This window comes from Streptomyces sp. NPDC051105, assembly GCF_040682795.1.
Lineage (GTDB): Bacteria > Actinomycetota > Actinomycetes > Streptomycetales > Streptomycetaceae > Streptomyces.
Genome location: NZ_JBFBBR010000011.1, coordinates 287,065 through 313,628 on the forward strand (window position 1 = coordinate 287,065; position 26,564 = coordinate 313,628).

The window sequence follows — 26,564 nt, forward strand, 5'->3', positions numbered from 1 at the left end:
GCATCCCGGGGGTCGCTGTCGTCGTACCAGTCGCGATCGGCCACGACCACTCCTGCTGGACTCCGAACGATCAGGCCGTCTCGCCCCGAACCGACAGCGGCCCGTGGACAAGGGCGTGATCGTCCGGACGGATCCTACGAGGAGGCGCGGGTCACCAGTTCCGTCGACAGGACCGCGTGCCGGCGCTCCAGGCCCCGGGACACGGCCGGGCGGCGGTCGGCGATCTCCGCGAGGAGGAGGTCGATCATCGCGCGGCCCATCTCCTCGATGGGCTGGCGGACGCTGGTGAGCGGCGGGTCCATGTGGCGGGCGATGGCCGAGTCGTCGTACCCGACCAGCGCCACGTCGTCGGGGATACGGCGGCCCGCCACCCGCAGCACCTGGCGGGCCCCCGCCGCCATCACGTCGGAGCCGGCGAACACGGCGTCGAGGCCGGGCTCGCGCTCCAGCAGCCGGGCCATCGCCCGCCGGCCGCCCTCCTCGGTGAAGTCGCCCGGCTCGATGAGGAGTTCGTCCGCCGCACGGCCCGCGTCGCGCAGGGCGTCGCGGTAGCCGTCGACGCGGCGCTGGGCTCCGTACACGTCGAGGCGGCCGGTGATGTGGGCGATCGTGCGGCGGCCGCGGGCCAGCAGGTGCTCCACGGCCGACCGAGCGCCGCCGTAGTTGTCGGAGTCCACCGAGGTCAGCGTCTCCTCCGCCGAGCGGGGGCCGCTGATCACGGCCGGGATCTCCAGCTGGGCGAGAAGGTCGGGCAGCGGGTCGTCGGCGTGCACGGACACCAGCAGCACCCCGTCCACCCGGTGGGCGGCCAGGTACTGCGCGAGCCGGCGCCGCTCGCGGTCGCCGCCCGCGAAGATCAGCAGCAACTGCATCTCGGTTTCCGAGAGTTCGGCGCCGACGCCGCTGAGCATGTCGGAGAAGTACGGCTCCGCGAAGAACCGGGTCTCCGGCTCGGGAACGACCAGCGCGATCGCGTCCGTGCGGTTGGCGGCCAGCGCGCGGGCGGCGGTGTTGGGGACGTAGCCGAGCTCGTTGACGGCCGCCTCCACCGCCGCGCGGGTCGCGTCGCTGACCCGGGGCGAGCCGTTGATCACCCGCGACACCGTGCCGCGGCCCACGCCGGCCCGGGCGGCGACCTCCTCCAGGGTCGGCCGCCGAGTGCCCCGGCCCCGCTCGCCCTTGACCGTCATCGTCGCCGCCTTCCGTTCGCAGCCCTCAGGCCAGGAAATGTAACAGCCGGGATCCGGCCGCTCCGGGCCCCGTCACGCCCCCGGGGCCGTACCGGGTCAGCCTTGCTCACCGGCGCTCGGCAGCGCGTTCCGGCGGATCACCTCCGCGTACCAGTGTGCGCTCGCCTTGGGGATGCGGCGCTGGGTGCCGTAGTCGACGTAGACGGCGCCGAAGCGCTTGGAGTAGCCGTAGGACCACTCGAAGTTGTCCAGCAGCGACCACAGGAAGTAGCCGCGCACGTCCGCTCCGTCGGCGACGGCCTGCCGGACGGCGTCCAGGTGGGAGTGGAGGTAGGCGATCCGCTGCGGGTCGTTCACCCGGCCCTCGGGCGAGACGTAGTCGTCGAAGGCGGCGCCGTTCTCGGTGACCATCAGCGGGAGCCCCGGGTGCGAAGCCGCCAGGCCGGTCAGCAGGGTGTGCAGTCCACTCGCGTCGATGGCCCAGTTCATCGCGGTGAGCTGGTCGTTGGCCAGATGGAAGGTGACGTCGTCGGCGCCCGTCCACGGGGAGTGGTCGCTCGCGCCGTGGCCGTCGTTGCGGGTGCCCGCGCCGCCCTCGACGGCCGCGGAGACCACGGTCGGCGAGTAGTAGTTGACGCCGAGCAGATCGATCGGGCGGGAGACCTCGGCCAGGTCGCCGTCGTGCACCAGCTCCGCCCAGTCCACGAGGTGCGCGGTGCCGGCGAGCAGGTCCTCGGGGTAGGCCCCGTCCAGGATCGGGCCGGTGAAGATCCGGTTGCCGACCGCGTCGATACGGCGGGCCGCCTCGGCGTCCGCGGCGCTGTCGGTCAGCGGGCGCACCTGGTGCAGGTTGAGGGTGATGGAGGTCTGCGCGGTCGACGGCAGGTTCTCCCGCAGCGCCCCGACTGCCAGCCCGTGGGCCAGGTTGAGGTGGTGCGCGGCGCGCAGGGTGGCCGCCGGGTCGGTGCGCCCGGGGGCGTGCACGCCGGAGCCGTAGCCCAGGAAGGCACTGCACCAGGGCTCGTTGAGGGTGGTCCACACCCCGACGCGGTCGCCCAGGGCGCGGGCCATGATCTCGGCGTAGTCGGCGAAGCGGTGCGCGGTGTCCCGCTGCGGCCAGCCGCCCGCGTCCTCCAGTTCCTGCGGCAGGTCCCAGTGGTAGAGGGTGGCGACCGGGGTGATGCCCGCTTCGAGGAGTTCGTTGGTGAGCCGCCGGTAGAAGTCGAGGCCGCGCTCGACCGCGGGCCCCCGTCCGGTGGGCTGCACCCGGGACCAGGAGACGGAGAACCGGTAGGCCTTGAGGCCGAGGTCCTTCATCAGCGCCACGTCGTCCTTGTACCGGTGGTAGTGGTCGGCGGCGATGTCACCGGTGTCGCCGTTGCGGACCCTCCCGGGGGTGTGGCTGAAGGTGTCCCAGATCGACGGCGTACGGCCATCCTCGGCGGCGGCGCCCTCCACCTGGTACGCGGCGGTGGCTGCCCCCCAGACGAAGCCGGGCGGGAAGGAGGTGGGGGAGGCCGACTGGGCAGTGGTCTCGGTTCGTACGGCGGTCATGTGAGAACGCTCCCGAAGTGGCGTGGAGAAGGGGGGAAGGGCGGAAGGGGAGAAGCGGAGAAGGGGGTCGGACACGGTCCTGCTGCGGGGAGGCGGCCGGGGCGCACGCGGGCACCGGCCGAGTACGGGCCACACCTGGGGCGGACCCGTACGGGACGGCGGACGGTGCGGGACGCCGCGAGACCCGGGGCGGACCGCCGGAACGCGATGGGGCGGACCGCCGGAAACGGGTCGGGGGGCCCGCCCGGCGTCAGCCCTTGACAGCGCCCGCCATGATGCCTCCGACGATCTGCTTGCCGAAGATCACGAAGACGAGCAGCAGCGGGAGGGTGCTGATCAGCGCGCCGGCCATGACGATGCTCTGGTCGGGGGTGTAGGAGGCGCTGAGCTGGCCGAGCGCGACCTGGAGGGTGGGGTTGTCCTGGCTCAGGGCGAGGAAGGGCCAGAAGAAGTCGTTCCACGCCTGGACGAAGGTGAGCATGCCGAGCACCATCATCGCGGGGCGGGCCGCGGGCAGGACCACGTTCCACACGATGCGGATGTTGGTCGCCCCGTCCACCTTGGCCGCCTCGATGAGTTCGTAGGGCAGGGCCTCCAGCAGGTACTGGCGCATGAAGAAGACACCGAAGGCGCCGACCAGGGTCGGGAAGATCACCGACTCCAGTTTTCCGCCCCAGCCGATGTCCGCCATCATCATGAACAGCGGGACCACGCTGAGCTGCGGCGGGATCGTCAGGGTGGCGATGACCGCGGTCATCAGGGCGCCGCGGCCGCGGAACCGCATCTTGGCGAAGGCGTAGCCGGCCAGCGTGCAGAAGAACAGAGTGGCCGCGGTGATGCAGCCCGACACGATCACGCTGTTGACGATGGCCTTGCCCAGATGGGCCTGTTCCCAGGCGGCCTGGAGGTTGCTCCACAGCCTGCCGCCCGGCAGCAGCGGCGGTGGGCTGTCGAGGACCCGCTGCTGGTCGTGCGAGGCGGCCACCAGCGTCCAGTACAGCGGGAAGACCGAGCCCAGGCCGACGACGACCAGGGCGAGGTAGGTGAGGGGGCCGCCCTTGAGTTGCTGCCCGGCGCCGAGCTTGAGTCGTACGCGGTTCCTGCCCGGGGAGGCGACCGGCGGCCCCGGGTCGAGGCTCGGTGCGGTGTTGGTGGGGCTGGTCGTGGTCATCGATGTCGCTCCCGTCAGGCCGCGCTCTTGCGCAGGAACCGGCCGACGATCAAGTTGATCAGGGCGATGAGCAGCAGCAGGGCGAGCATGGCCCAGGCCACCGCCGCGGCCGGACCGAGATGCCCCAGCTTCCAGCCGTAGTTGTAGAGGTAGATGCTGAGGGTTTCGTACTGGTGCTCGTTGCCGCCGGTGGAGCCGAGCGTGCCGCCCTGGAGCAGCAGGGGCTCGCCGAACAGCTGCATGGAGCCGATCGTCGAGATGACGATGGTGAACAGGATCGTCGGCCGCAGCGAGGGAATGGTCACCTTGCGGAACTGCTGCCAGCGCGTCGCGCCGTCGATGGAGGCGGCTTCGTACAGGTCGGTCGGCACGGCCTGCATGGCCGCCAGGTAGATCAGCGCGTTGTAGCCGGTCCAGCGCCAGATCACGATGACCGAGATGGCGATCTTGGACGTCCACTCGCCGTTGCCCCAGTCGGTGTTGCCGATGCCGACGAAGTGCAGCACCCAGTTGAGGATGCCGCCGTCGGCCCGGAACACCAGGGCGAAGACCAGGGCCGCGGTCGCCACCGAGGTGGCGTACGGGGTGAGCACGACCGTCCGCCAGAACGTGCTGGCGCGCAGCTTGTAGTTGAGCAGGTGGGCGAGGCCGAGGGCCACGAGCAGCTGCGGAACGGTCGAGATGACGCCGATCAGGAAGGTGTTCGTGACGGCCGTCCAGAACTCCGAGTCCTGGAGGATCCTGGTGAAGTTGTCGAAGCCGACCCACTCCGAGGTGCTGAGGCTCGTCATCTCCACCCGGTGCAGGGCGATCCAGCCCGTGTAGAGGAGCGGGTAGAGCCCGAAGGCACCGAAGACGAGGAAGAACGGAGCGATGTACGCGTACGGGGACGCGAGGTCGTCGAAGCGCCACAGCCGGCTGCGCCAGGCGCCGCGTCCGTTCGGCACGGCACCGGAGCCGCCGGCGGGCGGGGTGGGGGCACCCCGTGTGGGTGTCGTCGTTGCCACGGGGGATTTCCTTCCTGGGGGATTCGGCCGGGAGAACGGGGGCGGGACAGGGCGGGGCCGGACGGCGACGTCGGGGTCTGACACCGCACCGGACCCGGCCGGGGGACGCGGTGCGCCGGACCCGGCCGGGGGACGCGGTGCGCCGGTGTCCGGCGCGCCCTACCCACGCGCCGGGCACCGGAACCTCGTACGGCACAGCGCGCGGTGCGGGCGGCCGGCGGGGCCGCCCGCACCGCGGGTCGTCAGCCGATCACCTTGTCGATCGCCTCGGTCGCGGCCTTCCACGCGTCGGCGGGCTTGGTGCCCCGCTGCTCCATGTTGTTGATCTGCGTGGAGATGGTGTCCTTGATCGTCGCGTCCTTCGGGCCGAGCACCGCCTCGGGGATGGTCTTGGCCTCGTCGGCGTAGATCTGACCGATCGGCGCGTTGTTGAAGTACGGGAGCGTCGCGTTCTTCACGCCGGGCAGGTCGTAGGCGCCCTTGTTCGACGGGAAGACGCCGATCGCCTTGAAGACCTCGGCCTGCTGCTCCGGGGCGGTCAGCCACTTGACGAGCTCGGCGGCCTCCTTGGCGTGCTTGCCGCTCTTGGGCACGGCCAGGAAGGAGCCGCCCCAGTTGGCCGCGGTCGAGCCGGGGGCCTTGGCTATGTCCCACTTGCCCTTGAAGGCGTCACCGGAGTTGGTGGAGATCTGCCCGGCCATCCAGGCGGGGCAGGCCACGGTCGCCACGCTGCCCTTGCGCAGCGCCGCCGTCCAGGCGTCGGTGAACTGCGCCAGACCGTGGGTCAGCTTCTTCGAGGCGGCCTCGGCGGCCAGGTTCCAGCCCTGCTGCACGGAGGGGCTGTCCTTGTAGATCGGCTTGCCGGAGGCGTCGTAGTACTGCTGCGCCGAGGAGCTGACGACCGCGTTGTACATGGCGCTCGCGGAGTCCATGAAGTAGGTGCCGGACGGGGCCTTCTTCTTGTACTGCTCGCCGAGCTTGAGGTAGTCCTCCCAGCCGCCCGCGACGGCCTTGGCGACCGCGTCGCGGTCGGAGGGCAGACCCGCCTTCTCGAAGAGGTCCTTGCGGTAGCACAGGGACATCGGGCCGATGTCGGTGCCGGCGCCGATGACCGTGCCGTCCGAGGCGGTGGCCTGCTTCTCCTTCCAGGAGACCCAGTCGCTCACGTTGATCGTCTTGCTCAGGTCGGTGAACTTGGCCGCCTGGGTGTCGACGACCTCCTTGATGCGGCCCACCTCGATGCCGGTGACGTCCGCCAGGCCACTGCCCGTGTTCAGCTGCTGAAGGAGCTTGGGGTAGTAGTCCTGCTCGTTGGCGGTGGTCTCTTCCTTCACCGTGATCTTCGGGTGCAGCTTGTGGTACTTCGCGAACAGGTCGGCCTCCTTGTAGCCGAACTGCCCGAAGTCCGCCACCGTGAGAGTGATGTTCCCGTTGGAGTCCGAGGCGTCCGAGTCGCTGTCGCTGCTGCAACCGGTCAGCAGCAGCGCCGAGGCGGTCAGGACCGTTGTGGTCAGGGCCGCCGCTCTGCGGCCGCGACGACCGGTACGGGGGATGCGCATTCCACTACTCCTTGTTCCAGTGGGGAACGGGATCTCAGGAAACAGACCGCCGGGGACCGGCGATCCGGACCTGCCCTCTCGGTGCGAGCAGCGGCCGGCCCACCGCACTCGATGTGCGGTGAAAAGGTGCTGGTCAATGAGGTGCGGTGACGACAGAGGGAAAGGCCATGGGGTGGTTCGCTCCACACGGGAGAGATTCCCCGGCTACCCGTGGGACCGCTCCCACGCGGCATGCCGGAAGACTGGTTCCTGCCGGGCCGACTGTCAAGACTTGAAAACGGCGTTGTTGCCTAAGCGTGTTCCGGACGTCACGGGAACGTGTCGCACCGAGGGGTTTCACCGGCCCGACATCAGCCCGCCTCATCCAGGAATCACGCAGGTCACAGACGCGACGGCGGTCGGCAGCCCAGGAGTTGCGCCGCGCACCACCACGCGCTCGGGGTTTCCCGAACCGGGACGTGGCACGCCCCAAACCGGACGCCGAGAGGTGAACGATGAGCTTTCCGGAGCGCCTCCCAGGGGCCGGGCGCCCCGAGTCGCCGGCGGTACCGCGGGAGACGGCACCTCTTTGCCATGGGAGCGCTCCCATGCATAATGGCGGCAAGCCGAACCATGGGAGCGCTTCCATGCCCGATTCGTCGAACGAGAGCTTTCCTCCCGGCTTCCTCTGGGGCGCCGCGACCTCCGCGTACCAGATCGAGGGGGCGGTACGAGAGGACGGCCGCACCCCCTCGATCTGGGACACCTTCAGCCATACGCCGGGCAAGACGGCCGGCGGCGAGACCGGTGACATCGCTGTCGACCACTACCATCGCTACCGCGACGACGTGGCGCTGATGGCGGACCTCGGCCTGAACGCCTACCGGTTCTCGGTCTCCTGGTCGCGCGTCCAGCCCACCGGCCGCGGCCCGGCCGTCCAGGTGGGCCTGGACTTCTACCGTCGGCTGGTCGACGAACTGCTGGCGAAGGGCATCAGGCCCGCGATCACCCTCTACCACTGGGACCTGCCGCAGGAGCTGGAGGGTGCGGGCGGCTGGCCCGAACGGGACACGGCGCACCGGTTCGCCGAGTACGCGCGGATCGTCGGCGAGGCGCTCGGCGACCGGGTGGAGCAGTGGACCACCCTCAACGAGCCCTGGTGCAGCGCCTTCCTCGGCTACGGCTCCGGGGTGCACGCCCCCGGCCGTACCGAACCGGCGGCCACCCTGCGCGCCGCGCACCACCTCAACCTCGCGCACGGCCTGGGTACTTCGGCGCTGCGTTCGGTGATGCCGGCCCGCAACCAGATCGCGATCAGCCTCAACTCCTCCGTCGTACGGCCGCTTTCGCAGGACCCGGCCGACCTGGCGGCGGTCCGGACCATCGACGACCTGGCCAACGGCGTCTTCCACGGCCCGATCCTGCACGGCGCGTACCCCTCGTCGCTGTTCGCGGCGACGGCGTCGGTGACCGACTGGTCGCATGTCCTGGACGGCGACCCCGCCGCCATCCAGCAGCCGCTGGACGCCCTCGGGCTGAACTACTACACGCCCACCCTGGTGTCGGCGGGGTCCGGCGCGGTGACCGGCCCGCGGTCGGACGGCCACGGCGCGAGCGCCCACTCTCCCTGGCCGGGCGCCGACGACATCGCCTTCCACCAGACCCCCGGCGAGCGCACCGAGATGGGCTGGACGATCGACCCGACCGGTCTGCACGACCTGATCATGCGGTACACCGCCGAGGCCCCGGGCCTGCCCCTCTACATCACCGAGAACGGCGCGGCCTACGACGACAAGCCCGACCCGGACGGCAGGGTCCACGACCCGGAGCGCATCGCGTACCTGCACGGCCACCTCTCGGCGGTGCGGCGCGCGATCGCCGACGGCGCGGACGTGCGGGGCTACTACCTGTGGTCCCTGATGGACAACTTCGAGTGGGCGTACGGGTACGGGAAGCGGTTCGGGGCGGTGTACGTCGACTACGCGACGCTCGCCCGGACGCCGAAGTCGAGCGCCCGCTGGTACGGGGAGGCGGCCCGTACGGGGACGCTGCCGCCGGCCCGGCCGGCGGCCTGAGACCGGGGGCGCGGTCCAGGGGGTACCGCGCCCCCCTTCTCTTTCGCAGTGGCCGCTGAGTCAGTGATCAGCGGCCCGGCGGCTTCTGAGCCGGGCTTCAGAGGACCTTCACTCGTCCGCGAACAACTCTTGTCCGCTCGCGGCGGTGACGGCCCGGTCGAACCAGGTACCCAAGGTTTCGAGGTCCGCACAGGCCGTGATGCGCTCACGGTCCACATCGGCCACCTCGATGCCCCGGAGATCGAGGATGCGCAGGATGTCCTCGGCACGCCCCTCGGCACGCCCCTTGGCACGCCCCTTGGTCTCGCCTTCGATGAGGGTCTCCTCGATGAGCGTGCCGCTGCCCGGGAACCGGGGAGTGTACGTGGCCATCAGGTGCCTCCACAGTGCACGGGCCCGGGTGTCTCCCAGACCGATCTCAGTAAACTCCGCCCAGCGTTTCCCGGCCTCGTCGCCGGCGTTGACCACTGCCGCCGCCAGTGCGTCCAGTATCGCAGGGAGTACTGGATCCTTGGCGTGGGCGAGCGCGGTGAAGACGGCAAGCGGCAGGTCTTCGGCGGCCTCGTCCGGGTCGGTGACGGCGGGAACGTTGCCCGGGCCCAGGACGAGCGGGAAGACCACCATGCTGGTGTGGATGGACACTCCGACCCGGATCGGCTCCGCCGCCCAGGACTCGGTGGCCTTGTCCTTGCAGACAACCAACAGGATCGGTGGCAGCGCGTACTTGGCGTGGAGGTGCGCGAGGTAGTACGTCCAACTGCTCCACTTGTCCTGGTCCGGCTTGCCCTGGGCTTCGACAGCGAGGAGGAAACTGCCCTCCTCCGCGGTATCGACGCGCAGCAGGGTGTCCACGCGGCGGTCCAATGGTCTGATCTCGGTGAGATCGGTGTCCAGATGCTCGATCGCCACGGGCTCGGGGAAGGGGATTCCCGCCCGTGGCAGGGCCCGGGCGAACAGACCCGGGTCCTCGCGGAAGATCTGATGCATCGCCTCATGCGGTGAACTGACCATGTGCCGGAACGTAGCCGGATGGCGGCGTCCGGGAAGGCCGGAGGCGGTGGGTTCAGCCGTGTGGGTGAACATGCCTCCGGCCTATGCCCCCTGGCGCAGGCGGAGCAGACGCCCGGTCGAGCGACAGGTCAGCCGATCGCCGCGAACGCCTTCGAGAAGGCGTACTTGTCCTGGGTGATCGAGCTGCACGTGGCGTCGGCGGTGGGCTTGGTGCCGCCCGCGCACTGCTGGTCGCGGGTGGCGGACCACATCGACAGGCCGCCGAGGCCCTTGGACTTGGCGAAGTCGACGAGCTGGGTGGCGTCGTCCACCTTGAAGACCTCGGCGGAGACGTCGTTGACGCCGATCATCGGGGTGACGGCCACCGCCTTCCAGGCCGCCGCGTCGGAGAGCCCGAGCACGCTCTTGACCTGGGCCTGGGTGGCGGTGGCGGCCTGGGTGGCGTAGGTGCCCATGTCGCCGTTGTACGAGGGGCCGTAGTCCATCGCCATGATGTTGACGGTGCTGATCTTCACGCCGTTGGCCTTGGCGTCGGAGAGCAGGTTCACGCCGTCCTGGGTGAGGCCCTCCGGCATGACCGGGAGGGTGAAGGAGACGTCCAGGTTCGGGTGGGCGGCCTGGAGCTTGGCGATGGCCTTCGCGCGGTTGGTGTTCGCCGTGGTGTTGGGCAGCGCGCCGCCCTCCACGTCGAAGTCGACCTTGGTCAGGTTGTAGGCGTCCACGGCCTTGCCGTACGCCGTCGCCAGCGCGTCCGCCGAGGAGCAGGTGGTGGCGAGTTCGGAGCCGGACGCGCCGCCGAAGGAGACCCGGACGTCACCGCCCTTGGCGCGCAGGGCGCCGATCTGGGAGGCCACGCCGTCGCTCGCCAGGTCCGTCACCCCGCCCCACTTGGGTGTGCAGCCGCCGCTGTCGGTGACGAAGGCGAGGTTGTAGTTCTTCACGCCGGTCGCGTTCGCGGCCGCGAGGAGGTCGAACGCCGGGTAGAGGGAGGTGTCGACGTACGGGGCGAACCCGGCGGAGGCGGTGGTGCCGGATCCGGTGGTCTGGGTCGGGGAGGCGGTGGGGGTGGCCGTCGTGGTGGGGGTGGCGGGGGTGGAGGCCGTGGCCGTGGGGGTCGCGGTCCGGGTCGGGGTCGCGGTCGGGGTCGCGGACTGCGTCGGGCGGCCGCTGGGCTCCGGGGTCGCCGTGCCGTCCGCCGAACAGCTCGCGTTGTCGATACGGCAACCGGTCGGGTCCCCGCTGCCGTTGACCACGAAGCCGACGGTGACCGACTCGTCGGCCGCGAGGCCGTCCGTGTCCCACTTCGGCGGCTTCACGGTGACGTGCTGCCCGCTGACCGTGGACTCGGCGTTCCACAGCGAGCTGAGCTTCGCACCGGCCGGCAGGTCGAACTCCAGGGTCCAGTCCTTCTCCGTGGCACCGCTGTTGTTGGTCACGACGTACTGCGCGGTGTACCCGGTCGACCAGTCGCTGGTCTTGGTGTACGCGGCGCCGACCCCGGCCGCCTGCGCGATACCGGTGAACAGGAACGCCCCGCCCCCGACCACGGCCGCCGCGACCAGACCGCCTATCGCCTTGTTCCTGCCACTGATGCTGCGCCGGTGCGTGCTCATGCGCGTGCCTGCCTTCGCCTGCCGATGGGGGGGTGCGGCAGCACGCTAGCGACCGGGATTCGGACAAACGGCCTGATAGGGACGGGCGTTGGGGATCTTAGGGTGCGCTTAAGGAAGGCATCGGGACTGATTAAAGGTCGAGACCAATTTTCTTGGTCTCCCCGGTTCCCCTCCTGCCCGACTCCCCCGACTGCCTGCGCGAACGGCGTCTGCGCACCGACCCCCGATGCCCCTTCCGCTCCGGTTTCCCGCCGTCCAGCTGGATCCAGATCCGCACCTCGGTGCCGCCGAGCACCGACGAGCCGATCCGCACGTCCCCGCCGGTCGTCTCGGCGAGCCGGCGCACGATGTCCAGGCCGAGCCCGGTCGACCCGGCCGCCCCGGAACCCCGCCCCCGGGCCATCGCCGCCTCCGGGTCCCGGATGCCCTGCCCGGCGTCCGAGACCAGCACGATCACCGCGTCCTCCGCGTTGTGCACGTCGACCGCGAAGGCGGTGCCCTCGGCGGTGTGCCGGAAGACGTTGCCGAGCAGCGCGTCCAGCGCGGCGGCCAGATCGGCGCGGGCCACGGGTATGCGTACCGGCCGGTCGACGCCGGCCACCCGCCACTTGCGGCCCTCGTCCTCCGCGAGCGCCGACCAGAACCCCATCCGCTCCCGCACCACCTCGGCCGCGTCGCATCCGGCGCCCGGCCCGGCGGCCGCCGTCTGCGGTTTGGCCTCCCGGGCGGTCCGGATGATGGTGTCGACCTCCCGCTCCAGCTGGGCGACGGCGGCCCGGGTCTGCTCGGCAGCCGGCCCGTCGCCGAGCGAGGCCGCGTTGAGCCGCAGCACGGTGAGCGGGGTGCGCAGCCGGTGCGACAGATCGGCGGCCAGCTCCCTCTCGTTCGCCAGCAGTTGGACGACCTGGTCGGCCATCGAGTTGAACGCGGCGGCCGCCAGCCGCAGTTCGGCCGGCCCCTCCTCGGGCACCCGCGAACCGAGCTTGCCCTCCCCCAGTTCGTGCGCGCCCTCGACCAGCCGCTGGGCGGGCCGCACCATCCGTACACCCAGCCGGTCGGCGACGGCGACCGAGCCGACGACCAGCGCCAGGCCGACGGCGGCGAGCACCGCCCAGGCCGTGGAGACGCCGTTGGTCACCTCGGACTCGGGGACGTACACCTCGACGACCGCGATGGCACCGGAGCCGAGCGCCACGGGCTGCAGCAGGGTCGAGCCGCCCGCCACCCCGGTCGTGGAGGCACGCCCCAGCTTCCGCACGGTCGCGATGTCCCGGTCGGCGGCGCGCTGCCGCCCGATGTCGACGGCGGCACCGTCTCCGGACGCGGGTATGTGCACGGCCATGCCCCGGTCGGCGCCGGCGGCGGCCACCACCCGCTCCAGCTTGTCCCGGTCGGTGGTGATGGACAGGGCGGGGGCGACGGCGGCGGCCTCCCGCTCGGCGTTGGAGAACGCGCGGTCGCGGGCCAGCTCCTTGACGACCAGGCCGAGCGGAACGGCGAAGGCGACCACGACCATCGCGGTGACCGCCAGGCAGACCTTGACCAGAGCCCATCTCATCCGACCGGCCTCGCTTCCCCGCCGGGCGGCTCCAGCTTCACGCCGACCCCCCGAAGCGTGTGCAGATACCGCGGCCGGGCCGCCGTCTCCCCCAACTTCCGTCGCAGCCAGGACAGATGCACGTCGATGGTCTGGTCGTCTCCGTAGGACTGCTGCCACACCTCCGCCAGCAGCTCCTTGCGCGGTACGACGACTCCGGGCCGCCCGGCCAGAAACGCCAGCAGATCGAACTCACGCCGGGTGAGATCCAGCCGCACCCCGTCCAACTCGGCCTGCCGGCGCAGCGGGTCGACGGCCAGTCCGCCGACCCGCAGCACGCTCGACGGCGCCGCCTCGCCCCCGCCCGACCGCGCCCGGCGCAGCACGGCGGACATCCGCGCCGACAGATGCTCGACGGAGAACGGCTTGGTCAGGTAGTCGTCCGCACCGGCGTTGAGCAGCCGGACGATCTCCGTCTCGTCGTCCCGGGCGGTGGCGATGATCACCGGTACGTCGGTGATCCCGCGCAGCATCTTCAGGGCCTCGGAGCCGTCCAGGTCCGGCAGTCCGAGGTCCAGGACGACCACGTCGAAGCGGAAATGGGCGACCTCGCGCAGCGCCTCCAGTGCCGTACCGACGCTGCGAACGGTGTGCGAGGCGTCGGTGAGATGCCGGATCAGCGCCGAGCGTACGAACTGGTCGTCCTCGACCACGAGCACACTTGCCATGCGCCGCACCGTACGCCATGCGGCAGGCGCCGGTCGGAGCCTGTGGATAACTCGGGTCGAGTGCGCCCGGCGGTACCCCTGAGGCAGGATGGCCGCGATGCGCAGAGGACTCGTACACGTACTGGCTTGGCTGCTCGCCACGGGCGCGGCGGTCACGCTGTCGTGGTGGGGTGTCCACACGGTGATGGCGGGCACGGCCTACGACCCGCCGCGCGCCCTGCCCGTCACGGCGGCCGACGACGACCCGACGACGCAGGGCTCCAAGCCGCTGGCGCCGGCCACGTCCCGCCCACCGAGCCCCTCACCCACCGCCTCCCGACGCCCGTCGGCGACTCCGGCCCCGACGCCCTCCCGCACCCCGACGCCCACCCCGCCCCCGTCCACCGCCGCCGCGACCGCCGCGACCGGCGCGGTCAAGGCCTATGACACCGACGGCGGCCGGGCGGTCTTCGACCTGGGCGACACGAGCGCGACCCTCGTCTCGGCGACACCGGGAACGGGCTGGTCGATGCAGGTCTGGAAGACGGAGTCCTGGATCCGCATCGAGTTCAGCAGGAGCACGGACCGGGTGTCGGTGTTCTGCACCTGGCACGACGGCCCGCCGCACGTGCAGGTCGAGACGTACTGAGAGTCGGCCGAGGGCGGGTGGGGACACCGAAGAGAAGCGGTGGGTGAGGCCCCGTAAGGGGCGCGGGGCCGTATCCCTGTGCGGCTGCCGCGTGGGCGCGACCAGCCCCCACGGCCCGCAGACTCAACGGAACACCGAAGGCGGTGGTGGGGGCGAAGCCACGGCCACCGCATCCGTCACGGCAACCGCCCCACCGGTGAAGTCCCGCAACGCCCGCCCGTGTTCGACCCGCCCGGGGTGGGAGTCGGACGCACAGCGCCGGGTCAGTTCCGCGACAGGCAGCGGTACGTCGGCCGCCACCAGCACCGCGTTGCCGAACCGCTTCCCCCGCCACACCGCCGCGTCCGCCACCACCGCGATCTCCGGGAACCGTGCCCCCGCCGTGGCGATCTGCCCCCTGAGGTGCGCGAGCGGCGGCCCGTCCGCGAGGTTCGCCGCGTAGGCACCCCCCGGCCGCAGGACTCTGCGGACCTCGTCCAGGAACTCCGTGGACGTCAGGTGCGCCGGCGTGCGCGCCCCGCTGAACACATCCGCTATGACCAGGTCCGCCCACCCCTCCGGCACCTTGCCCAGCCCTTCCCGGGCGTCCAGGGACCGCACCCGTATCCGCGCGTTCGGATCCAGTGGCAGCTCCCGCCGGACCAGTTGGACGAGGGCCGCGTCCCGTTCGACGATCTGCTGCGTGGACCGGGGCCGGGTCGCCGCGACGTACCGCGCCAGCGTGAACGCCCCGCCCCCCAGGTGCAGCACCTGCACCGGCCTGCCCGGCGGTGCGACCAGGTCGATCACATGGCCGAGGCGGCGCTGGTACTCGAAGGAGAGGTACACGGGATCGTCGAGGTCGACGTGTGACTGCGGGGCGCCGTCGATGAGCAGGGTCCAGGCACGGCCGCGCTCGGGGTCGGGTATGAGCTGGGCGAGGCCGCCGTCGACGGCCTCTACAACGGCCTCGGTGGCGGCAGCCGACCGGCGCCGTGAGTTCCTGGACTTGCCCATTCCGCCATTTTCGCAGGCAGCGGCCGTACCGGAAATTCAGCAGCAGCTGTCCGCCGCCTTGATCAGCCTGGCCGCCTCCCCGAGCGCCCGGCGCAGCATCGCCGGGTCCGTCGTGAGATCGGCCTCGCCGGGCGGCAGCAGCCAGTCGGAGCCCTCGACCGGCGGCTCGGGGTTGAGCCGCAGTCCGCGCCCGTCGGTGCCGGTACAGGTGCTGCCGGGGACGTCCCAGCCCGCCGCAGTACCGGCCGGCACCACGAAGCCGAGGGTGTCGCCCCCGTCGTGGAGCACGGGCCCCACCGCCTCCCCGGCCCCCCGGCGCAGGATGTCGACCGCCTCCAGGCCCTGCCGGGCCGGCACCGTCACGAGGTCGCATCCCGCATCGTCTGCCGCCGAAGTCGCCGACGGCGTACAAGGATCGTTGCTCTGGCTGGTCTCCATCCCGGCCTCCACCGCGCAGCCCTCTTGCAGTCCATGACGTTCAACGCGCCACCGCGTCAACGGCTACGCGGAAGTCAGCCGCAAAGGATGGCAGTTCATGGCAGATCGTGCATGAGATATCCGATTTGTAGCCAAACCCTGCGTCACGAGTCCGACACAGCAGGTACGTTCTTGCCCGCCGGAATCAAGGGTCCACTCGGACAACTCACCACGAGTCCGGCATGGTTCGACGGTTCGCACGAGAGGACCCGGCCATGGCGTCGTCAACCACGACCCCGTCGCAGCCCGATCGGCCGGTACGGCCGAACCTCGCTTTCCGGCAACTACGCGGCCGGCACTCGCCGGCCGAGTTCGCCGCCCTGGTTCGGCGTGCCGCCCGCGAGATCGGCGAGCGGGTGAGCTGTGACGCGCGCTACATCGGCCGGGTCGAGGCGGGTGAGATCCGCTGCCCGAACTACGCGTACGAACGGGTTTTCCTGCACATGTTCCCCGGTCGCACGCTCACCGACCTCGGCTTCGCGCCCCGCTCGTCCGTCCGCGGGCGCGGGGCACGGCCGCCCGAGGACACGCCCCTCGCACTCGTGAGAGGTGAGACGCAAGGGGCCATCGAGCCGTATGACCCGAAAGACGGGATCCAGCCGCAGGACAGGTTTCAACCGCAGGACACGCATCACCCGCACAACACGTACGAGACGCACGACAACTACGAGGAGAGCGACGTGCTGCGTCGCCTATTCATGACCGGCGGAGGCGCCACGGTGGCCGCCGCCACGCTGGGCCCCCTGGGGTCCACCATCGACGCCATGGCGTCGAACCGGCCGGTACACCGTGCCGGGTCCTCCCACGCGGCCGCCCTGGAGGAGGCCGTACGCCGGATCCGGCTGCTCGACGACCGGCACGGCGCGGACGGACTGTACCGGCGCGCGGCGGCTCCGCTGCGCGCGGCGTACGCGCTGCTGGACGCGGGCGCGACCCGGCAGACGACCGCCGACCGCCTGCACTCGGGCGCCGGTGAACTGGCCATCTCGGTGGGCTGGCTGGCCCACGACTCCGGCCGCTTCGACGACGCCCGCTCGCACTACGCGGAGGCGCTGGCGACGGCGCGGATGACCGGTGACCCGGGGCTGGAGGCGCACGCCTTCTGCAACACGGCGTTCCTCGCGCGGGACGCGGGGCGGCCGCGGGAAGCGGTGCGCGCGGCGCAGGCCGCACAGCGGGTCGGCCGGCCGCTGGGCTCGGCCCGCCTGATGTCCCTGCTCGCGCTGCGCGAGGCGGGCGGCTGGGCGGGGCTCGCCGACCGCACCGGCTGCGAGCAGGCCCTGGTCCGGGCGCAGGCCCTCTTCGAGCGAGGCCACTCGGACGCCGACCCCGAGTGGATGACCTTCTACGGAGAGGCCGAGCTGGAGGGCCTGGAGGCGCAGTGCTGGTCCACGCTGGGCGACTGGCGGCGCGCCTCGCGGCATGCGCGCAGGGCCGCCGAGCTGCAGGATCCGCACTTCACGAGGAACATCGCGCTGTACACGGCGGAGCTCGCGGACGACCTCGCCCGTGGCGGGCGTCCCGACGAGGCGGCGATGGCGGGGCTGCGGGTGCTGGACCTGCTGGGCCAGGTCCAGTCGTCCCGGATCCAGGGGATGCTGGCGGGCACGGCGCGGGTGCTGCTGCCGCATCGGCGGGCGAGCGGGGTCCAGGAGTTCCTGGACCGGCACGCGTCGACACCGAGGGTTGTGTAGGGCCGGGATTCGAGTGCGGGTGCGTGGGGGCTGGTCGCGCAGTTCCTCCCCCAGCCTTCGGCTGGGGGTACCCCCAGCGCCCCAGACGGGGCGCTTCGCCCGCCGTCTCGCCCCAGCCGCGGGCAGTCGTGCCGCTGGGGCGATGGGGTCCCCCCCCCGCTCGAGCGGAGCCGAGGGTGGGGGAGGGCGGGCGCTGGGGGTGCCCCCTCTGGGGGAGGCACCCCGCAAGCGCCGGTAAGCGCCCCCGCGCACCGTCAGCCGGCCAGGTGTCCCAAGTCGTTCCAGCTCTCGATCGCGGGCTCGCCGTAAGCCCACCCGAGCACCGACAGCGACGTCGGGTTCAGCCGGATCCGTGCCGCGAAGTCCAGCGGCAGGCCCAGCCACCGCGCCCCGATCGACCGCAGGATGTGCCCGTGGGCGAACACCAGTACGTCCCGATCGGCCGAGCGGGCCCAGGCGACGGCCTCGTCCGCCCGCGCGGTCACCTCCGCCAGGGACTCACCCCCGGGCACCCCGTCCCGCCAGATCAGCCAGCCCGGCCGGGCCGCCTGGATCTCCGCCGGGGTCAGGCCCTCGTACGCCCCGTAGTCCCACTCCATCAGCGTGTCCCACCGCTCGGCACGCTCGCCGAACCCGGCGAGTTCGCACGTCTCACGCGCGCGTGCCAGCGGGCTGGTGCGTATCTCGGCGTCCGCGAGACCGTCGTACGGCGTCCGGTGCAGACGCTCGCCCAGCAGCTTGGCGCCCCGCCGGCCCTCCTCCAGGAGCGGTACGTCGGTCCTGCCGGTGTGCTTGCCGGACAGTGACCACTCCGTCTGTCCGTGCCGGGCCAGCAGGATGCGCGGTGCCATGGAGAGGGAACCTTTCGGGAGAAATTCGGAGGCGGGACACCTCCATCATCACCCACGCTGGGAACGCGCCGGGAACGGGCAACCCGACGGGCTGTCTCCGCGTCTTTGAGGGCTGAGCGCCCTGCATGGGCGGGAATGCGCGCCACGTAAAGTGTCACGGTCGGCCCGCCGGGTGCCGCGCGGACAGGGACGAGAAGGGGGAGGCAGTCGGATGCCGCAGACCGAGAAAACGGGCACCGAGGTGGCTGCGCCGACCCGACTGCGCTGGTGGACCGAGGTGCCGCTGATCCTGCTGGTGTACAGCTGCTACACGGCCGGCCGCCTGCTCGCGCGCGGCGACACCTCGACCGCCGTCGACCACGGCCTGGCGATCCTGCGCATCGAGAAGGCCCTCCACCTCAACGCCGAGCACCCGCTCAACCGTCTGTTCACCCGCGAGGCATGGCTCGGCATACCCGCCGACTTCTGGTACGCCTCGCTGCACTACCTGGTCACCCCGCTGATCCTGGTGTTCCTGTTCCGCAGGCGCGCCGAGGTCTACCGGCGGGCCCGCACCTGGCTGATGACGTCCACGTTCATCGGCCTGATCGGCTTCACCCTGCTGCCCACCTGCCCGCCGCGGCTGCTGGACGTGAAGTACGGGTTCGTCGACACGATGGCGCAGTACAGCTCGTACGGCTGGTGGGGCGGTGACGCCAGCGCCCCGCGCGGTCTCGGCGGCATGACCAACCAGTACGCGGCGATGCCGAGCCTGCACTGCGGCTGGGCGCTGTGGTGCGGGGTCATGCTGTGGCGCCACGGCGGCAACCGCCTGACCAAGGTCCTCGGCGTGGCCTACCCGCTGCTGACCGCGATCGTGGTCATGGGCACCGCCAACCACTACTTCCTGGACGCCGTCGCGGGCGTGTTCGTGATGGGCGTCGGCTACCTGGTCGCGCCGTACGTGATGCGGGCCGCGGACTTCGTCCGGGTCCGGGTGACCCGGGGCACCTCACTGGTCGCAGCACGCTCCGGCGGCACGGTTTCCCCGATTGTCAGTGCCGGATGCCAGACTTCGGCGGGTGAGCGCATTCCATCGCAGCGCGAGTCCCGGCTCGCCTCCGGAGCCGAACCGGACGCCGCCCCCACCGACGCGGGGGACGGCGCTCCGGCACCAGCTCGCTGAGCTGCGCGGCCCCGACGTCCCCGCCAAGGCCCTCGACGCGCGCGCCCTCGCGGCGCTCGCCGCGAACCCGGGGTGCCGGCGGCGGGCGATCCTAGACGGTGCCGGGGTGGACAAGACCGCGCTGGCGAGTGCCCTCGGCGCACCGTCGGCCTTCGGCCAGTCCCAGTTCGCGCTGACCCGGGGCAACGCCTTCGAGGCGAAGGTGAAGGCGGACGGCGGGGCGGAGTTGCTGCGGCTGGTGCGCAAGCACCTCGATCCGGGAGCCGAGCCGGCCGAGCGGGCCGCCGTGCCCGACCTGGCCGCGATCGGCCCCGAGGGGCGTACGGCCCGTACGGCACTGGCACTGCGCGAGGCCGCCGGGACAGACGACACGGACGGCGGGAGAGACACCGGGCGGGACAGCGGGAGGGGCGGCTGGGTTCTCCTCGACCATCCGATGCTGGCCCTCCAGGTGGCCGGTTCGCCGGCGTTCCTGGAACCGGACGCGGTGGTCGTGCACCCCGACGGCAGCTGGACGGTCGTCGAGATCAAGTCCTTCCCCCTGCTGGACGGTTCGGCGGACCCCGCGAAGGTCGGGGCGGCGGCCCGGCAGGCGGCGGTGTACGTGCTGGCCCTCGAGGAGGTCGCGGCCCGGCTCAACCCCGCCCCGCGGGTGCGGCACGACGTGCTGCTGGTCTGCCCCAAGGACTTCTCCAACCTGCCCACCGCCGCCGCCGTCGACGTCCGCAAGCAGCGCGCGGTCACCGCCCGCCAGCTGGCCCGGCTCACCCGCATCCAGGACATCGCCGACACCCTCCCGGAGGGCACCTGCTTCGCCCCCGGCCTGCCCGCCGAGCAGCTGACGGCGGCCGTCGAGGCGGTCCCGGCGGCCTACGCACCCGAGTGCCTGTCCGCCTGCGAACTGGCCTTCCACTGCCGGCAGCGCTCCCGGGCGGCCGGCGAGGTCACCACGCTCGGCCGCGCGGTCCGGGCCGAGCTGGGCGGGCTGACCACCGTCGAGGACGTGCTGTCGGCGGCGCGCGGCGAGAGCGGCGACCCGGACGACCCGGCGGTGGCGGCCCTGCGCCGGGCGGCGGCCCTGCGCGCCGAAGCGCTGAGCGCCCAGGGGGCCGCGTGTCCCTGATCACCACCCTCGCCCGTCTCGAAGCCGTGAGCACGGGCACCGCCCAGCCCGCCGCGACCGTCCGCCACCGGCATCTGTCCGAACACCCCCTCGTCTTCGTGCCGCTCACCACCTCGGGTGAGGCGGGTGCGCCCCTCGGCGCCCTGGTCGGCACCGACCGGGACGCCCCGCGCCTGCTGGTCGTACCGCAGCCGCGCGACCGCGATCTGCGGTTCGCGTTCCTCGCCGAGCTGGCCGACGTCGTCCTGCCGTACCTGGACTCCTACGCCGGCTCGGTCGAGGCCGCCGAGCGCACCGAGACCGACCCGGAGACCGGCAAGCGGGTCAAGGTCGAGGTGGAACTGTGCGCGGACGCACCCCAGTTGATCGTCCCGGGCCGCGCGGGCATCGAGTACGTACGGCTGCTGGGGCGGTCGACGCGTTTCCGGCGTACGGCGGAGCAGGACCCGGAGGCGCCGTACCCGGCCCCGCCCCGGGTGCCGTTGCTCGGCCGCTGGCTCACCCACTTCGGCGAGCGCGCCCGCGTCCCGGGCTCCTCCCTCCTCCTCGCCATGACGGACCTGCTCTCCCGGCACTGGGCGACCGGGCAGTCCGGCGTCGAGGACCAGCACCTGGGCGCGCTGCTCGCCTGGATCAGCCCTCCGGACGGCAGCACGGGCGCGGCGGCGGCGCGCGAGGCCGAGCTGGCCCGGGACGGCGAGGGACAGTTGCTGTGCCCGCCGGCCGGCCCGGCCACCGACCCGGCGTTCGACAACAAACTGCTGGCCCCCGCCTTCGAGCGGTACGACCGCGCCCGCACCGCCCTGGCCGGCGCCGAGGACGGCCTCCAGGCCGACGCCCGGCTGGCGATTCTCACCGCCGCCGAGCAGGAGATCCGCGACCTCGTCGCCAGCCGGACCCGGCCCACCTGGGACGCGGTCTGGCGCGGCCTCGACCTGCTGCACCGGCTGCCGGAGGGCGCCCGGGTCGAGGAGCGGTGGACGCGCGACCGCTGGTCGTTCACCGGTCACCGGGACCGGGTGCTCGCCGGTGAGCCGCCGCAGCCGCGCCGGGACGACGCGGTCACCGCCGCCAACAAGCTGGCCACCCGCGAGCGCGAACAGGCCCGGCTGGACGCCCAGGAGGCGCTGGACGACCCGCTGGTGATGGCGGGGCGGCGGCTGACCGGGGAGGCGTTCGCGGGTGAGGTCCTCGATGTCGTCATGGCGTACAGCGAGGGCAAGCGGCCCAGCCCGCGCCCGCTGGTGACCCTGCGCACGGAGGACCGGCCGCATCTCGGGGAGCGCGCGAAGGCGTACCGCTCGCTGGGCGGCAAGCCGCAGTCCATGGAGTTCGTCGGGTCCGAGGCCGAGGGGGTCCTGGTGCTGCGGGTCCTGGACAAGATGGGCCGGGGCAAGGAGCCGGAGGCGGGGTCGGTCCCGGAGAAGGGCGACCGGCTCACCTTCACCCTGTTCGAACACGAGCAGCGGGGCGGGGCGAAGCTGCCCGACCCGGAGGCGACCCCGTGGACCCACGGCGGCCCGCCGGGCGAGGCCGCCTCGGAGGCGGCCGACACGGTGACCGAGGAGGACGTGCTGTGACGGCCGACGTCGATTTCGACCCGGGTGCGGCCGCCACCCGCGCCACCGACGCGATCCTCCACGACACCCTGCACGGCACCGACCGGGGCGTGGTCGTGGACTCCCCGCCGGGCGCCGGAAAGTCCACGCTGGTGGTCCGCGCGGCCCTCGAACTCGCCGCCGCGGGCCGCCCGCTGATGGTGGTCGCGCAGACGAACGCGCAGGTCGACGACCTCGTCCTCAGGCTCGCCGAGAAGAACCCGGAGCTGCCCGTCGGCCGGCTGCACAGCAGTGACGCCGACCCGTACGACAAGGCGCTGGACGACCTGCCGAACGTCCGCAAGTCGGCGAAGGCGGCCGACCTGAGGGAGGCGCCGGTGGTGCTGTCCACCGCCGCGAAGTGGGCGCACGTCACGGTGGACGAGCCCTGGCGGCACGCGATCGTCGACGAGGCGTACCAGATGCGCTCGGACTCGCTGCTCGCCGTGGCCGGGCTGTTCGAACGGGCGCTGTTCGTGGGCGACCCCGGCCAGCTGGACCCGTTCGCGACGGTGGGCAGCGAGCAGTGGGCGGGCCTGTCGTACGATCCCTCGGCCTCGGCCGTCTCCACCCTCCTCGCCCACAATCCGGGCCTCCCGCAGCACCGCCTCCCGGTCTCCTGGCGCCTGCCCGCCTCCGCCGCCCCGCTCGTCTCGGGCGCGTTCTACCCGTACACCCCGTTCCGTAGCGGCACCGACCACGGCGACCGCCGGCTGGCCTTCGCCGTCGCCTCCGACGGCTCCGGACCCGACCGGGTGATCGACGAGGCGGCGGAGTCCGGCTGGGGCCTGCTGGAGCTGCCGGCCCGGCACACCCCGCGCACCGACCCGGAGGCGGTCCGGGCGGTGGCGACGGTGGTACGACGACTCCTCGACCGGGGCGGAGCGGCCGTCTCCGAACGCTCGCCCGATCCGTCCCCGCTCACCGCCGACCGGATCGCCGTCGGCACGGCCCACCGGGACCAGGCGGCGGCGGTCCGCGCGGCCCTGACGGAGCTGGGCGTGACGGACATCACCGTCGACACCGCGAATCGCCTCCAGGGCCGCGAGTATGACGTGACGGTCGTCCTCCACCCGCTTTCCGGCCGCCCCGACGCCACCGCCTTCCACCTGGAGACAGGCCGCCTGTGCGTCCTCGCCTCCCGGCACCGCCAGGCCTGCATCGTGATCTGCCGCGCCGGCGTGACCGACCTCCTGGACGACTACCCGTCGACAGAACCGGTCCAGCTGGGAACGCTCGTGAAGTTCCCCGACGGGTGGGAGGCGAACCACGCGGTCCTGGCCCACCTCGCCGAGCACCGAGTGACCTGGCGGCCCTGACCCTCCTTACGACACCCGCCCATCAGGCGATCAGCACGGCGCCGCCCCACCCGCCGGACGGAGTCCGGCACGCCGCCGGAGACGGCCAAGGAAAACAGCCCCGACGGCTGGGAGGCCAACCACGCAGTCCTGGCCCACCTCGCCGAGCACCGAGTGACCTGGCGGCCCTGACCTCCTTACGACACCCGCCCATCAGGCGATCAGCACGGCGCCGCCCCACCCGCCGGACGGAGTCCGGCACGCCGCCGGAGGCGGCCAAGGGAAACAGCCCCGACGGGTGGGAGGCCAACCACGCGGTCCTGGCCCACCTAGCCGAGCACCGAGTGACCTGGCGGCCCTGACCCTCCTTACGACACCCGCCCATCAGGCGATCAGCACGGCGCCGCCCCACCCGCCGGACGGAGTCCGGCACGCCGCCGGAGACGGCCAAGGGAGACAGCCCCGACGGCTGGGAGGCCAACCACGCGGTCCTGGCCCACCTCGCCGAGCACCGAGTGACCTGGCGGCCCTGAGCGCAGGGTCATCCGACGGCCTTGGGGTGGGGTTGCGCGGGCGCGAGAGAATGGACGGTGGCCATCGAGCCGTAGGCACCGAACCGTACGAGGAGGACCAGACATGGCGGAGCCCACGCCGCGTCGGAACGAACCGCGGCTACGCCCCGCGCCCCTGCTCTTCGAGCCGGTGGCGGCGGTCGCCGACCCGGAGCACTTCTTCGGCCTGGAGTCGATCGACGACCCCGGGGCGCTGCTGGCGCGCGCGACCGAGCTGACCCAGGCGTTCCGTGTGGCCACCGACCGCGCGGTGGAGTTCCAGGCCATGGCCGCCGCCCAGCTCGCCGACCCGCGCCGCTTCGACCGTCTGACCCCGGCCGACATCGCCGCGCGGGCCGAGTGGACCGAGGACTACGCGAAGAAGATGGTGGAGTTCGGCCGGGACCTGCTGAAGGGCAGCGAGGACGCGGAGCCGGCGGAGCCCGTGTAGCCGTCTCCGCGGAGCGGGGCGTCACGCGGCATATGCCAAGCGGATGCCCAGGCGGGCAAGATACCCCCCTCCGTTCCCTCCCGTCCCGGTTTTCCGCAACTCACGGCGAGCGTCGTCTCACGATGGGTATCAATGCCCTATGAGCCGCACACCGCACGAGACGCCCCTCCACAGCCCCGGCGACCATTCCGACGCCGCCGGGGTCACCTCCGACGGAGCCGCCTGGCTCGCCTCGGCAGGAACGTATCCGCGGAGCATGCTCGCCCTGTGGGAGGAGCACCCGGACGCCCCGATCGTCCTGCCCTGTGGCTCGGTGTTCGACGTGGTGAACGCCCCGGCGGTGTTCGGCCGCCGCATGCTGGACCGGCTGTGGGACGAGGGGCCGGGCTCCGGGCCGGTCGCGGCGTTCCGGGGCCGGATGCTCCTGTTCGCCGCCCCCGGCACCGCCGCCCGGCTGCCGTCGCTGCTGGGCTGGGAGGAGTGGGGCGGCCGCGGCCAGGCCGTACCGCCGCTGCTGTGCCACGGCACCGGCGACGCGGTGACCGTCCCCGCGCTGAACGGCGACGCCTCCCCGGCCGGCGCCCGCTGGCTGGTCGGCCCGGACACCCGGCACCCCTGGCTCCCCGGACCGGAAATCCTGCTCTGGGCGGCGGTACGGGCGGCCCGCTCGGCCGTGCGGATATCGATTTTTCCTCCCGCCGATCAGGATGCTAAGGTCTACGACGTCAGCAGGCGCCGCTAGCTCAGTTGGTTAGAGCAGCTGACTCTTAATCAGCGGGTCCGGGGTTCGAGTCCCTGGCGGCGCACGCGAAGTAGGCGAAAGGCCGAGCTCTTGCGAGCTCGGCCTTTCGTGTTCCGTCGTGTTTCCGCACCCTTCGCGCGCGTGTCAGTCCAGCTCCCCCGGCGTGATCTTCACGTTCCACGCTCCGGACGCCGTCCGCCCCTCCACCTCGATCCGCACGCCGTCCCCCGGGACCGTGAAACTCTCGCCGAGGGCGACCGGGGCGTCGGCCAGCGGCGGGTAGACGGAGTTCTCCCAGCAGGCCTCGGTGCGCGGATGGGCGTCGACCACCTCGATCGGGCCGCCGCCGGAGGCCGTCTCGTCGCGGACCCGGTAGACGAGGACGCCCTGCCGGCAGGCCGCGCTGTCGTTCCCGGACGCGCCCCGGGCCTCGAAGGCCAGCACGCTGTCGGGTCCGGTGCGCACGACCGCCAGCTTGGTGCCGTCGCCGAGCCCGAAGGCCGGCGCACCCGCGGCGCCCTCCTCCGGCACCCCCGGCCCGGCCGACAGCGGCTCCAGGGTCAGCCGGGTCGGCCGGGTCCCCCGTACGCACACCACCTGGCGCGGATCCAGCCATCCGAGCTTCCACTTGTGCCAGGCGAAGAGGTCCGGGGACAGCCCGAACTGGCTGCCCATCAGGTCCCAGTCGCCGACGTAGGTGTCCCAGTCGCCCTTGCCGTCCACCGGGCGGTGGTAGAGGTCGGGGAGGTCGAAGACATGCCCGGTCTCATGGGCGAGAACCAGCCGGTCCGGGGGATGCCTCTCGAAGACGGTGACGACCCGGCGGATGTCCGTGCCGTCGACGTGCACCGGGACGCCCAGGTTGACCACCTTCGTGGCGTCGGAGTCCACGCCCGGCGCGTCCGGGTCGGCCACCAGGTACACGACGTCGTAGCGCGAGAAGTCGACCTCGGGATCGGCCGCCGCGAACGCGTCCCGCAGGTAGGCGGCCCGCAGCACCACATTCCAGTCGCGTCTCATGCCGTAGGCGACCGAGGGCCGGGGCATCCGCAGCCAGTGCGTCAGCGGGTGCGGCCGGATGGTGAACTTCCCGTAGGAGGCCTGCTCGAAGTAGCGGCTGGTGGCCGGGAAGTGGTCGGCGGCCAGCTCCGCGGGCGTGGTGCGCGGGGGCGCGTCCGGGAAGGAGAGGAACACCATCACGGCCGAGAGCGGGCGGGTGGGGCGGGTGTAGCCGGCGTTCCAGGTGTCGACGCCCTCGGAGTGGTGCGCGTCGGTGCGATGCAGGGCGCAGGGGGCCGTGGAGAACGGCTCGGCGGCCGACGGTCCGGTCAGGATCGTCGTCGCGACGAGCGCCGACATCGTGGTGAACACGGCGGCGGAGCTGCGCAGCAGGAGACGCGGCACGGAAGGACCTCCGAGGCGGTTCGCGGGACACCGCCACCCAGCCTGTGCGAGTTTGTCCTCATATGACCTGTTTACCTGCACCAGAAGGGTGAGGAACCCGAACGGCCGACACCCCGGCAAACTCACGGAACGTCACAAGTGGCCAGGCGGCTCAAGAACCCG

22 protein-coding genes and 1 tRNA gene are annotated in these 26,564 nt (G+C 72.3%); 10 read left to right on the forward strand and 13 right to left on the reverse strand.

Going from position 1 to position 26,564, the window contains the following annotated elements; translation table 11 throughout:
* Window positions 1-134: 134 nt before the first annotated feature.
* The 5 genes from AB0N16_RS27450 to AB0N16_RS27470 form a co-directional block, all read right to left on the reverse strand.
* Window positions 135-1,190 carry a LacI family DNA-binding transcriptional regulator gene (locus AB0N16_RS27450; protein WP_351745106.1) on the reverse strand — a complete coding sequence of 352 codons (1,056 nt, stop codon included), beginning with the start codon at window positions 1,188-1,190 and terminating at the stop codon, window positions 135-137.
* Window positions 1,191-1,286: 96 nt separating this feature from the next.
* Complete coding sequence (locus AB0N16_RS27455) at window positions 1,287-2,744, reverse strand: GH1 family beta-glucosidase (RefSeq protein WP_365801112.1); 1,458 nt, start codon at window positions 2,742-2,744, stop codon at window positions 1,287-1,289.
* Window positions 2,745-2,994: 250 nt separating this feature from the next.
* Complete coding sequence (locus tag AB0N16_RS27460) at window positions 2,995-3,915, reverse strand: carbohydrate ABC transporter permease (RefSeq protein WP_351745112.1); 921 nt, start codon at window positions 3,913-3,915, stop codon at window positions 2,995-2,997.
* A 14-nt stretch (window positions 3,916-3,929) separates the two neighbouring features.
* A complete protein-coding gene (locus AB0N16_RS27465; RefSeq protein WP_365801114.1) occupies window positions 3,930-4,922 on the reverse strand; it encodes a sugar ABC transporter permease in 993 nt (330 codons plus the stop codon).
* A gap of 242 nt (window positions 4,923-5,164) precedes the next feature.
* Window positions 5,165-6,481 (reverse strand): extracellular solute-binding protein, encoded by a 1,317-nt coding sequence (locus AB0N16_RS27470; protein WP_365801116.1) that lies wholly within the window; start codon window positions 6,479-6,481, stop codon window positions 5,165-5,167.
* Between the two features lie 626 nt (window positions 6,482-7,107).
* On the opposite strand from AB0N16_RS27470, the gene AB0N16_RS27475 reads away from it, so the two are divergent.
* Entirely contained in the window at window positions 7,108-8,535 is a 1,428-nt protein-coding gene (locus tag AB0N16_RS27475; protein ID WP_365801118.1) for a GH1 family beta-glucosidase, read from the forward strand.
* A gap of 108 nt (window positions 8,536-8,643) precedes the next feature.
* Here AB0N16_RS27475 and AB0N16_RS27480 read toward each other — a convergent pair whose 3' ends face one another.
* The 4 genes from AB0N16_RS27480 to AB0N16_RS27495 all read right to left on the reverse strand — a co-directional run bounded on the left by AB0N16_RS27480 (window position 8,644) and on the right by AB0N16_RS27495 (window position 13,424).
* Window positions 8,644-9,546, reverse strand: a complete 903-nt coding sequence (locus AB0N16_RS27480) for a hypothetical protein (RefSeq protein WP_365801120.1) — start codon at window positions 9,544-9,546, stop codon at window positions 8,644-8,646.
* A 128-nt stretch (window positions 9,547-9,674) separates the two neighbouring features.
* Window positions 9,675-11,159, reverse strand: a complete 1,485-nt coding sequence (locus AB0N16_RS27485) for a cellulose binding domain-containing protein (protein ID WP_365801122.1) — start codon at window positions 11,157-11,159, stop codon at window positions 9,675-9,677.
* Window positions 11,160-11,289: 130 nt separating this feature from the next.
* A complete protein-coding gene (locus AB0N16_RS27490; protein ID WP_365801124.1) occupies window positions 11,290-12,717 on the reverse strand; it encodes a HAMP domain-containing sensor histidine kinase in 1,428 nt (475 codons plus the stop codon).
* Entirely contained in the window at window positions 12,714-13,424 is a 711-nt protein-coding gene (locus AB0N16_RS27495) for a response regulator transcription factor (RefSeq protein WP_351700865.1), read from the reverse strand. Before AB0N16_RS27495 ends, AB0N16_RS27490 begins: the two co-directional genes overlap by 4 nt.
* A gap of 97 nt (window positions 13,425-13,521) precedes the next feature.
* Between AB0N16_RS27495 and AB0N16_RS27500 the strand changes: the two genes are divergently transcribed.
* A complete protein-coding gene (locus AB0N16_RS27500) occupies window positions 13,522-14,052 on the forward strand; it encodes a hypothetical protein (protein WP_365801126.1) in 531 nt (176 codons plus the stop codon).
* Between the two features lie 123 nt (window positions 14,053-14,175).
* On the opposite strand, the gene AB0N16_RS27505 is transcribed toward AB0N16_RS27500, so the two are convergent.
* Both AB0N16_RS27505 and AB0N16_RS27510 read right to left on the reverse strand, forming a co-directional pair.
* The gene (locus tag AB0N16_RS27505) at window positions 14,176-15,048 is read right to left on the reverse strand and encodes a fused MFS/spermidine synthase (RefSeq protein ID WP_365801128.1); all 873 of its coding nucleotides are present in this window, start codon (window positions 15,046-15,048) and stop codon (window positions 14,176-14,178) included.
* Between the two features lie 36 nt (window positions 15,049-15,084).
* Window positions 15,085-15,486, reverse strand: a complete 402-nt coding sequence (locus AB0N16_RS27510; RefSeq protein ID WP_365801130.1) for a hypothetical protein — start codon at window positions 15,484-15,486, stop codon at window positions 15,085-15,087.
* A 254-nt stretch (window positions 15,487-15,740) separates the two neighbouring features.
* On the opposite strand from AB0N16_RS27510, the gene AB0N16_RS27515 reads away from it, so the two are divergent.
* Entirely contained in the window at window positions 15,741-17,219 is a 1,479-nt protein-coding gene (locus AB0N16_RS27515; protein ID WP_365801132.1) for a hypothetical protein, read from the forward strand.
* 254 nt (window positions 17,220-17,473) lie between these two features.
* Here AB0N16_RS27515 and AB0N16_RS27520 read toward each other — a convergent pair whose 3' ends face one another.
* Window positions 17,474-18,070, reverse strand: a complete 597-nt coding sequence (locus tag AB0N16_RS27520) for a histidine phosphatase family protein (protein WP_365801134.1) — start codon at window positions 18,068-18,070, stop codon at window positions 17,474-17,476.
* A gap of 211 nt (window positions 18,071-18,281) precedes the next feature.
* On the opposite strand from AB0N16_RS27520, the gene AB0N16_RS27525 reads away from it, so the two are divergent.
* The 7 genes from AB0N16_RS27525 (at window position 18,282) to AB0N16_RS27555 (ending at window position 25,062) form a co-directional block, all read left to right on the forward strand.
* Window positions 18,282-19,235: a phosphatase PAP2 family protein gene (locus AB0N16_RS27525; RefSeq protein ID WP_365801136.1), complete on the forward strand. Its 954-nt coding sequence runs from the start codon at window positions 18,282-18,284 to the stop codon at window positions 19,233-19,235.
* Window position 19,236: 1 nt separating this feature from the next.
* Window positions 19,237-20,358, forward strand: coding sequence for a hypothetical protein (locus AB0N16_RS27530; RefSeq protein WP_365801197.1), 1,122 nt, complete (start codon window positions 19,237-19,239; stop codon window positions 20,356-20,358).
* A complete protein-coding gene (locus AB0N16_RS27535; protein WP_365801138.1) occupies window positions 20,349-21,938 on the forward strand; it encodes a hypothetical protein in 1,590 nt (529 codons plus the stop codon). The genes AB0N16_RS27530 and AB0N16_RS27535 overlap by 10 nt, the downstream gene beginning before the upstream one ends.
* Window positions 21,935-23,275: an AAA family ATPase gene (locus tag AB0N16_RS27540; RefSeq protein ID WP_365801140.1), complete on the forward strand. Its 1,341-nt coding sequence runs from the start codon at window positions 21,935-21,937 to the stop codon at window positions 23,273-23,275. Before AB0N16_RS27535 ends, AB0N16_RS27540 begins: the two co-directional genes overlap by 4 nt.
* Window positions 23,276-23,890: 615 nt before the next feature.
* Window positions 23,891-24,256 carry a hypothetical protein gene (locus AB0N16_RS27545; RefSeq protein ID WP_365801142.1) on the forward strand — a complete coding sequence of 122 codons (366 nt, stop codon included), beginning with the start codon at window positions 23,891-23,893 and terminating at the stop codon, window positions 24,254-24,256.
* 139 nt (window positions 24,257-24,395) lie between these two features.
* On the forward strand, window positions 24,396-24,998 hold the full coding sequence (locus AB0N16_RS27550; RefSeq protein ID WP_365801144.1) for a bifunctional DNA primase/polymerase: 603 nt from the start codon (window positions 24,396-24,398) through the stop codon (window positions 24,996-24,998).
* Window positions 24,989-25,062, forward strand: a tRNA-Lys gene (locus AB0N16_RS27555). The genes AB0N16_RS27550 and AB0N16_RS27555 overlap by 10 nt, the downstream gene beginning before the upstream one ends.
* 80 nt (window positions 25,063-25,142) lie before the next feature.
* Here AB0N16_RS27555 and AB0N16_RS27560 read toward each other — a convergent pair.
* On the reverse strand, window positions 25,143-26,357 hold the full coding sequence (locus tag AB0N16_RS27560; RefSeq protein ID WP_365801199.1) for a M6 family metalloprotease domain-containing protein: 1,215 nt from the start codon (window positions 26,355-26,357) through the stop codon (window positions 25,143-25,145).
* Between the last annotated feature and the right edge of the window lie 207 nt (window positions 26,358-26,564).

Excerpts from the sequence above, each read along its gene's own strand:
- AB0N16_RS27450 (WP_351745106.1), bottom strand. The coding sequence starts at position 1,190 with ATGACGGTCAAGGGCGAGCGGGGCCGGGGCACTCGGCGGCCGACCCTG.
- AB0N16_RS27520 (WP_365801134.1), bottom strand. The coding sequence starts at position 18,070 with ATGGCACCGCGCATCCTGCTGGCCCGGCACGGACAGACGGAGTGGTCA.
- AB0N16_RS27495 (WP_351700865.1), bottom strand. The coding sequence starts at position 13,424 with ATGGCAAGTGTGCTCGTGGTCGAGGACGACCAGTTCGTACGCTCGGCG.
- AB0N16_RS27560 (WP_365801199.1), bottom strand. The coding sequence starts at position 26,357 with ATGTCGGCGCTCGTCGCGACGACGATCCTGACCGGACCGTCGGCCGCC.
- AB0N16_RS27480 (WP_365801120.1), bottom strand. The coding sequence starts at position 9,546 with ATGGTCAGTTCACCGCATGAGGCGATGCATCAGATCTTCCGCGAGGAC.
- AB0N16_RS27505 (WP_365801128.1), bottom strand. The coding sequence starts at position 15,048 with ATGGGCAAGTCCAGGAACTCACGGCGCCGGTCGGCTGCCGCCACCGAG.
- AB0N16_RS27525 (WP_365801136.1), top strand. The coding sequence starts at position 18,282 with ATGCCGCAGACCGAGAAAACGGGCACCGAGGTGGCTGCGCCGACCCGA.
- AB0N16_RS27460 (WP_351745112.1), bottom strand. The coding sequence starts at position 3,915 with ATGACCACGACCAGCCCCACCAACACCGCACCGAGCCTCGACCCGGGG.
- AB0N16_RS27515 (WP_365801132.1), top strand. The coding sequence starts at position 15,741 with ATGGCGTCGTCAACCACGACCCCGTCGCAGCCCGATCGGCCGGTACGG.
- AB0N16_RS27475 (WP_365801118.1), top strand. The coding sequence starts at position 7,108 with ATGCCCGATTCGTCGAACGAGAGCTTTCCTCCCGGCTTCCTCTGGGGC.
- AB0N16_RS27550 (WP_365801144.1), top strand. The coding sequence starts at position 24,396 with ATGAGCCGCACACCGCACGAGACGCCCCTCCACAGCCCCGGCGACCAT.
- AB0N16_RS27500 (WP_365801126.1), top strand. The coding sequence starts at position 13,522 with ATGCGCAGAGGACTCGTACACGTACTGGCTTGGCTGCTCGCCACGGGC.
- AB0N16_RS27490 (WP_365801124.1), bottom strand. The coding sequence starts at position 12,717 with ATGAGATGGGCTCTGGTCAAGGTCTGCCTGGCGGTCACCGCGATGGTC.
- AB0N16_RS27485 (WP_365801122.1), bottom strand. The coding sequence starts at position 11,159 with ATGAGCACGCACCGGCGCAGCATCAGTGGCAGGAACAAGGCGATAGGC.
- AB0N16_RS27470 (WP_365801116.1), bottom strand. The coding sequence starts at position 6,481 with ATGCGCATCCCCCGTACCGGTCGTCGCGGCCGCAGAGCGGCGGCCCTG.
- AB0N16_RS27510 (WP_365801130.1), bottom strand. The coding sequence starts at position 15,486 with ATGGAGACCAGCCAGAGCAACGATCCTTGTACGCCGTCGGCGACTTCG.
- AB0N16_RS27455 (WP_365801112.1), bottom strand. The coding sequence starts at position 2,744 with ATGACCGCCGTACGAACCGAGACCACTGCCCAGTCGGCCTCCCCCACC.
- AB0N16_RS27545 (WP_365801142.1), top strand. The coding sequence starts at position 23,891 with ATGGCGGAGCCCACGCCGCGTCGGAACGAACCGCGGCTACGCCCCGCG.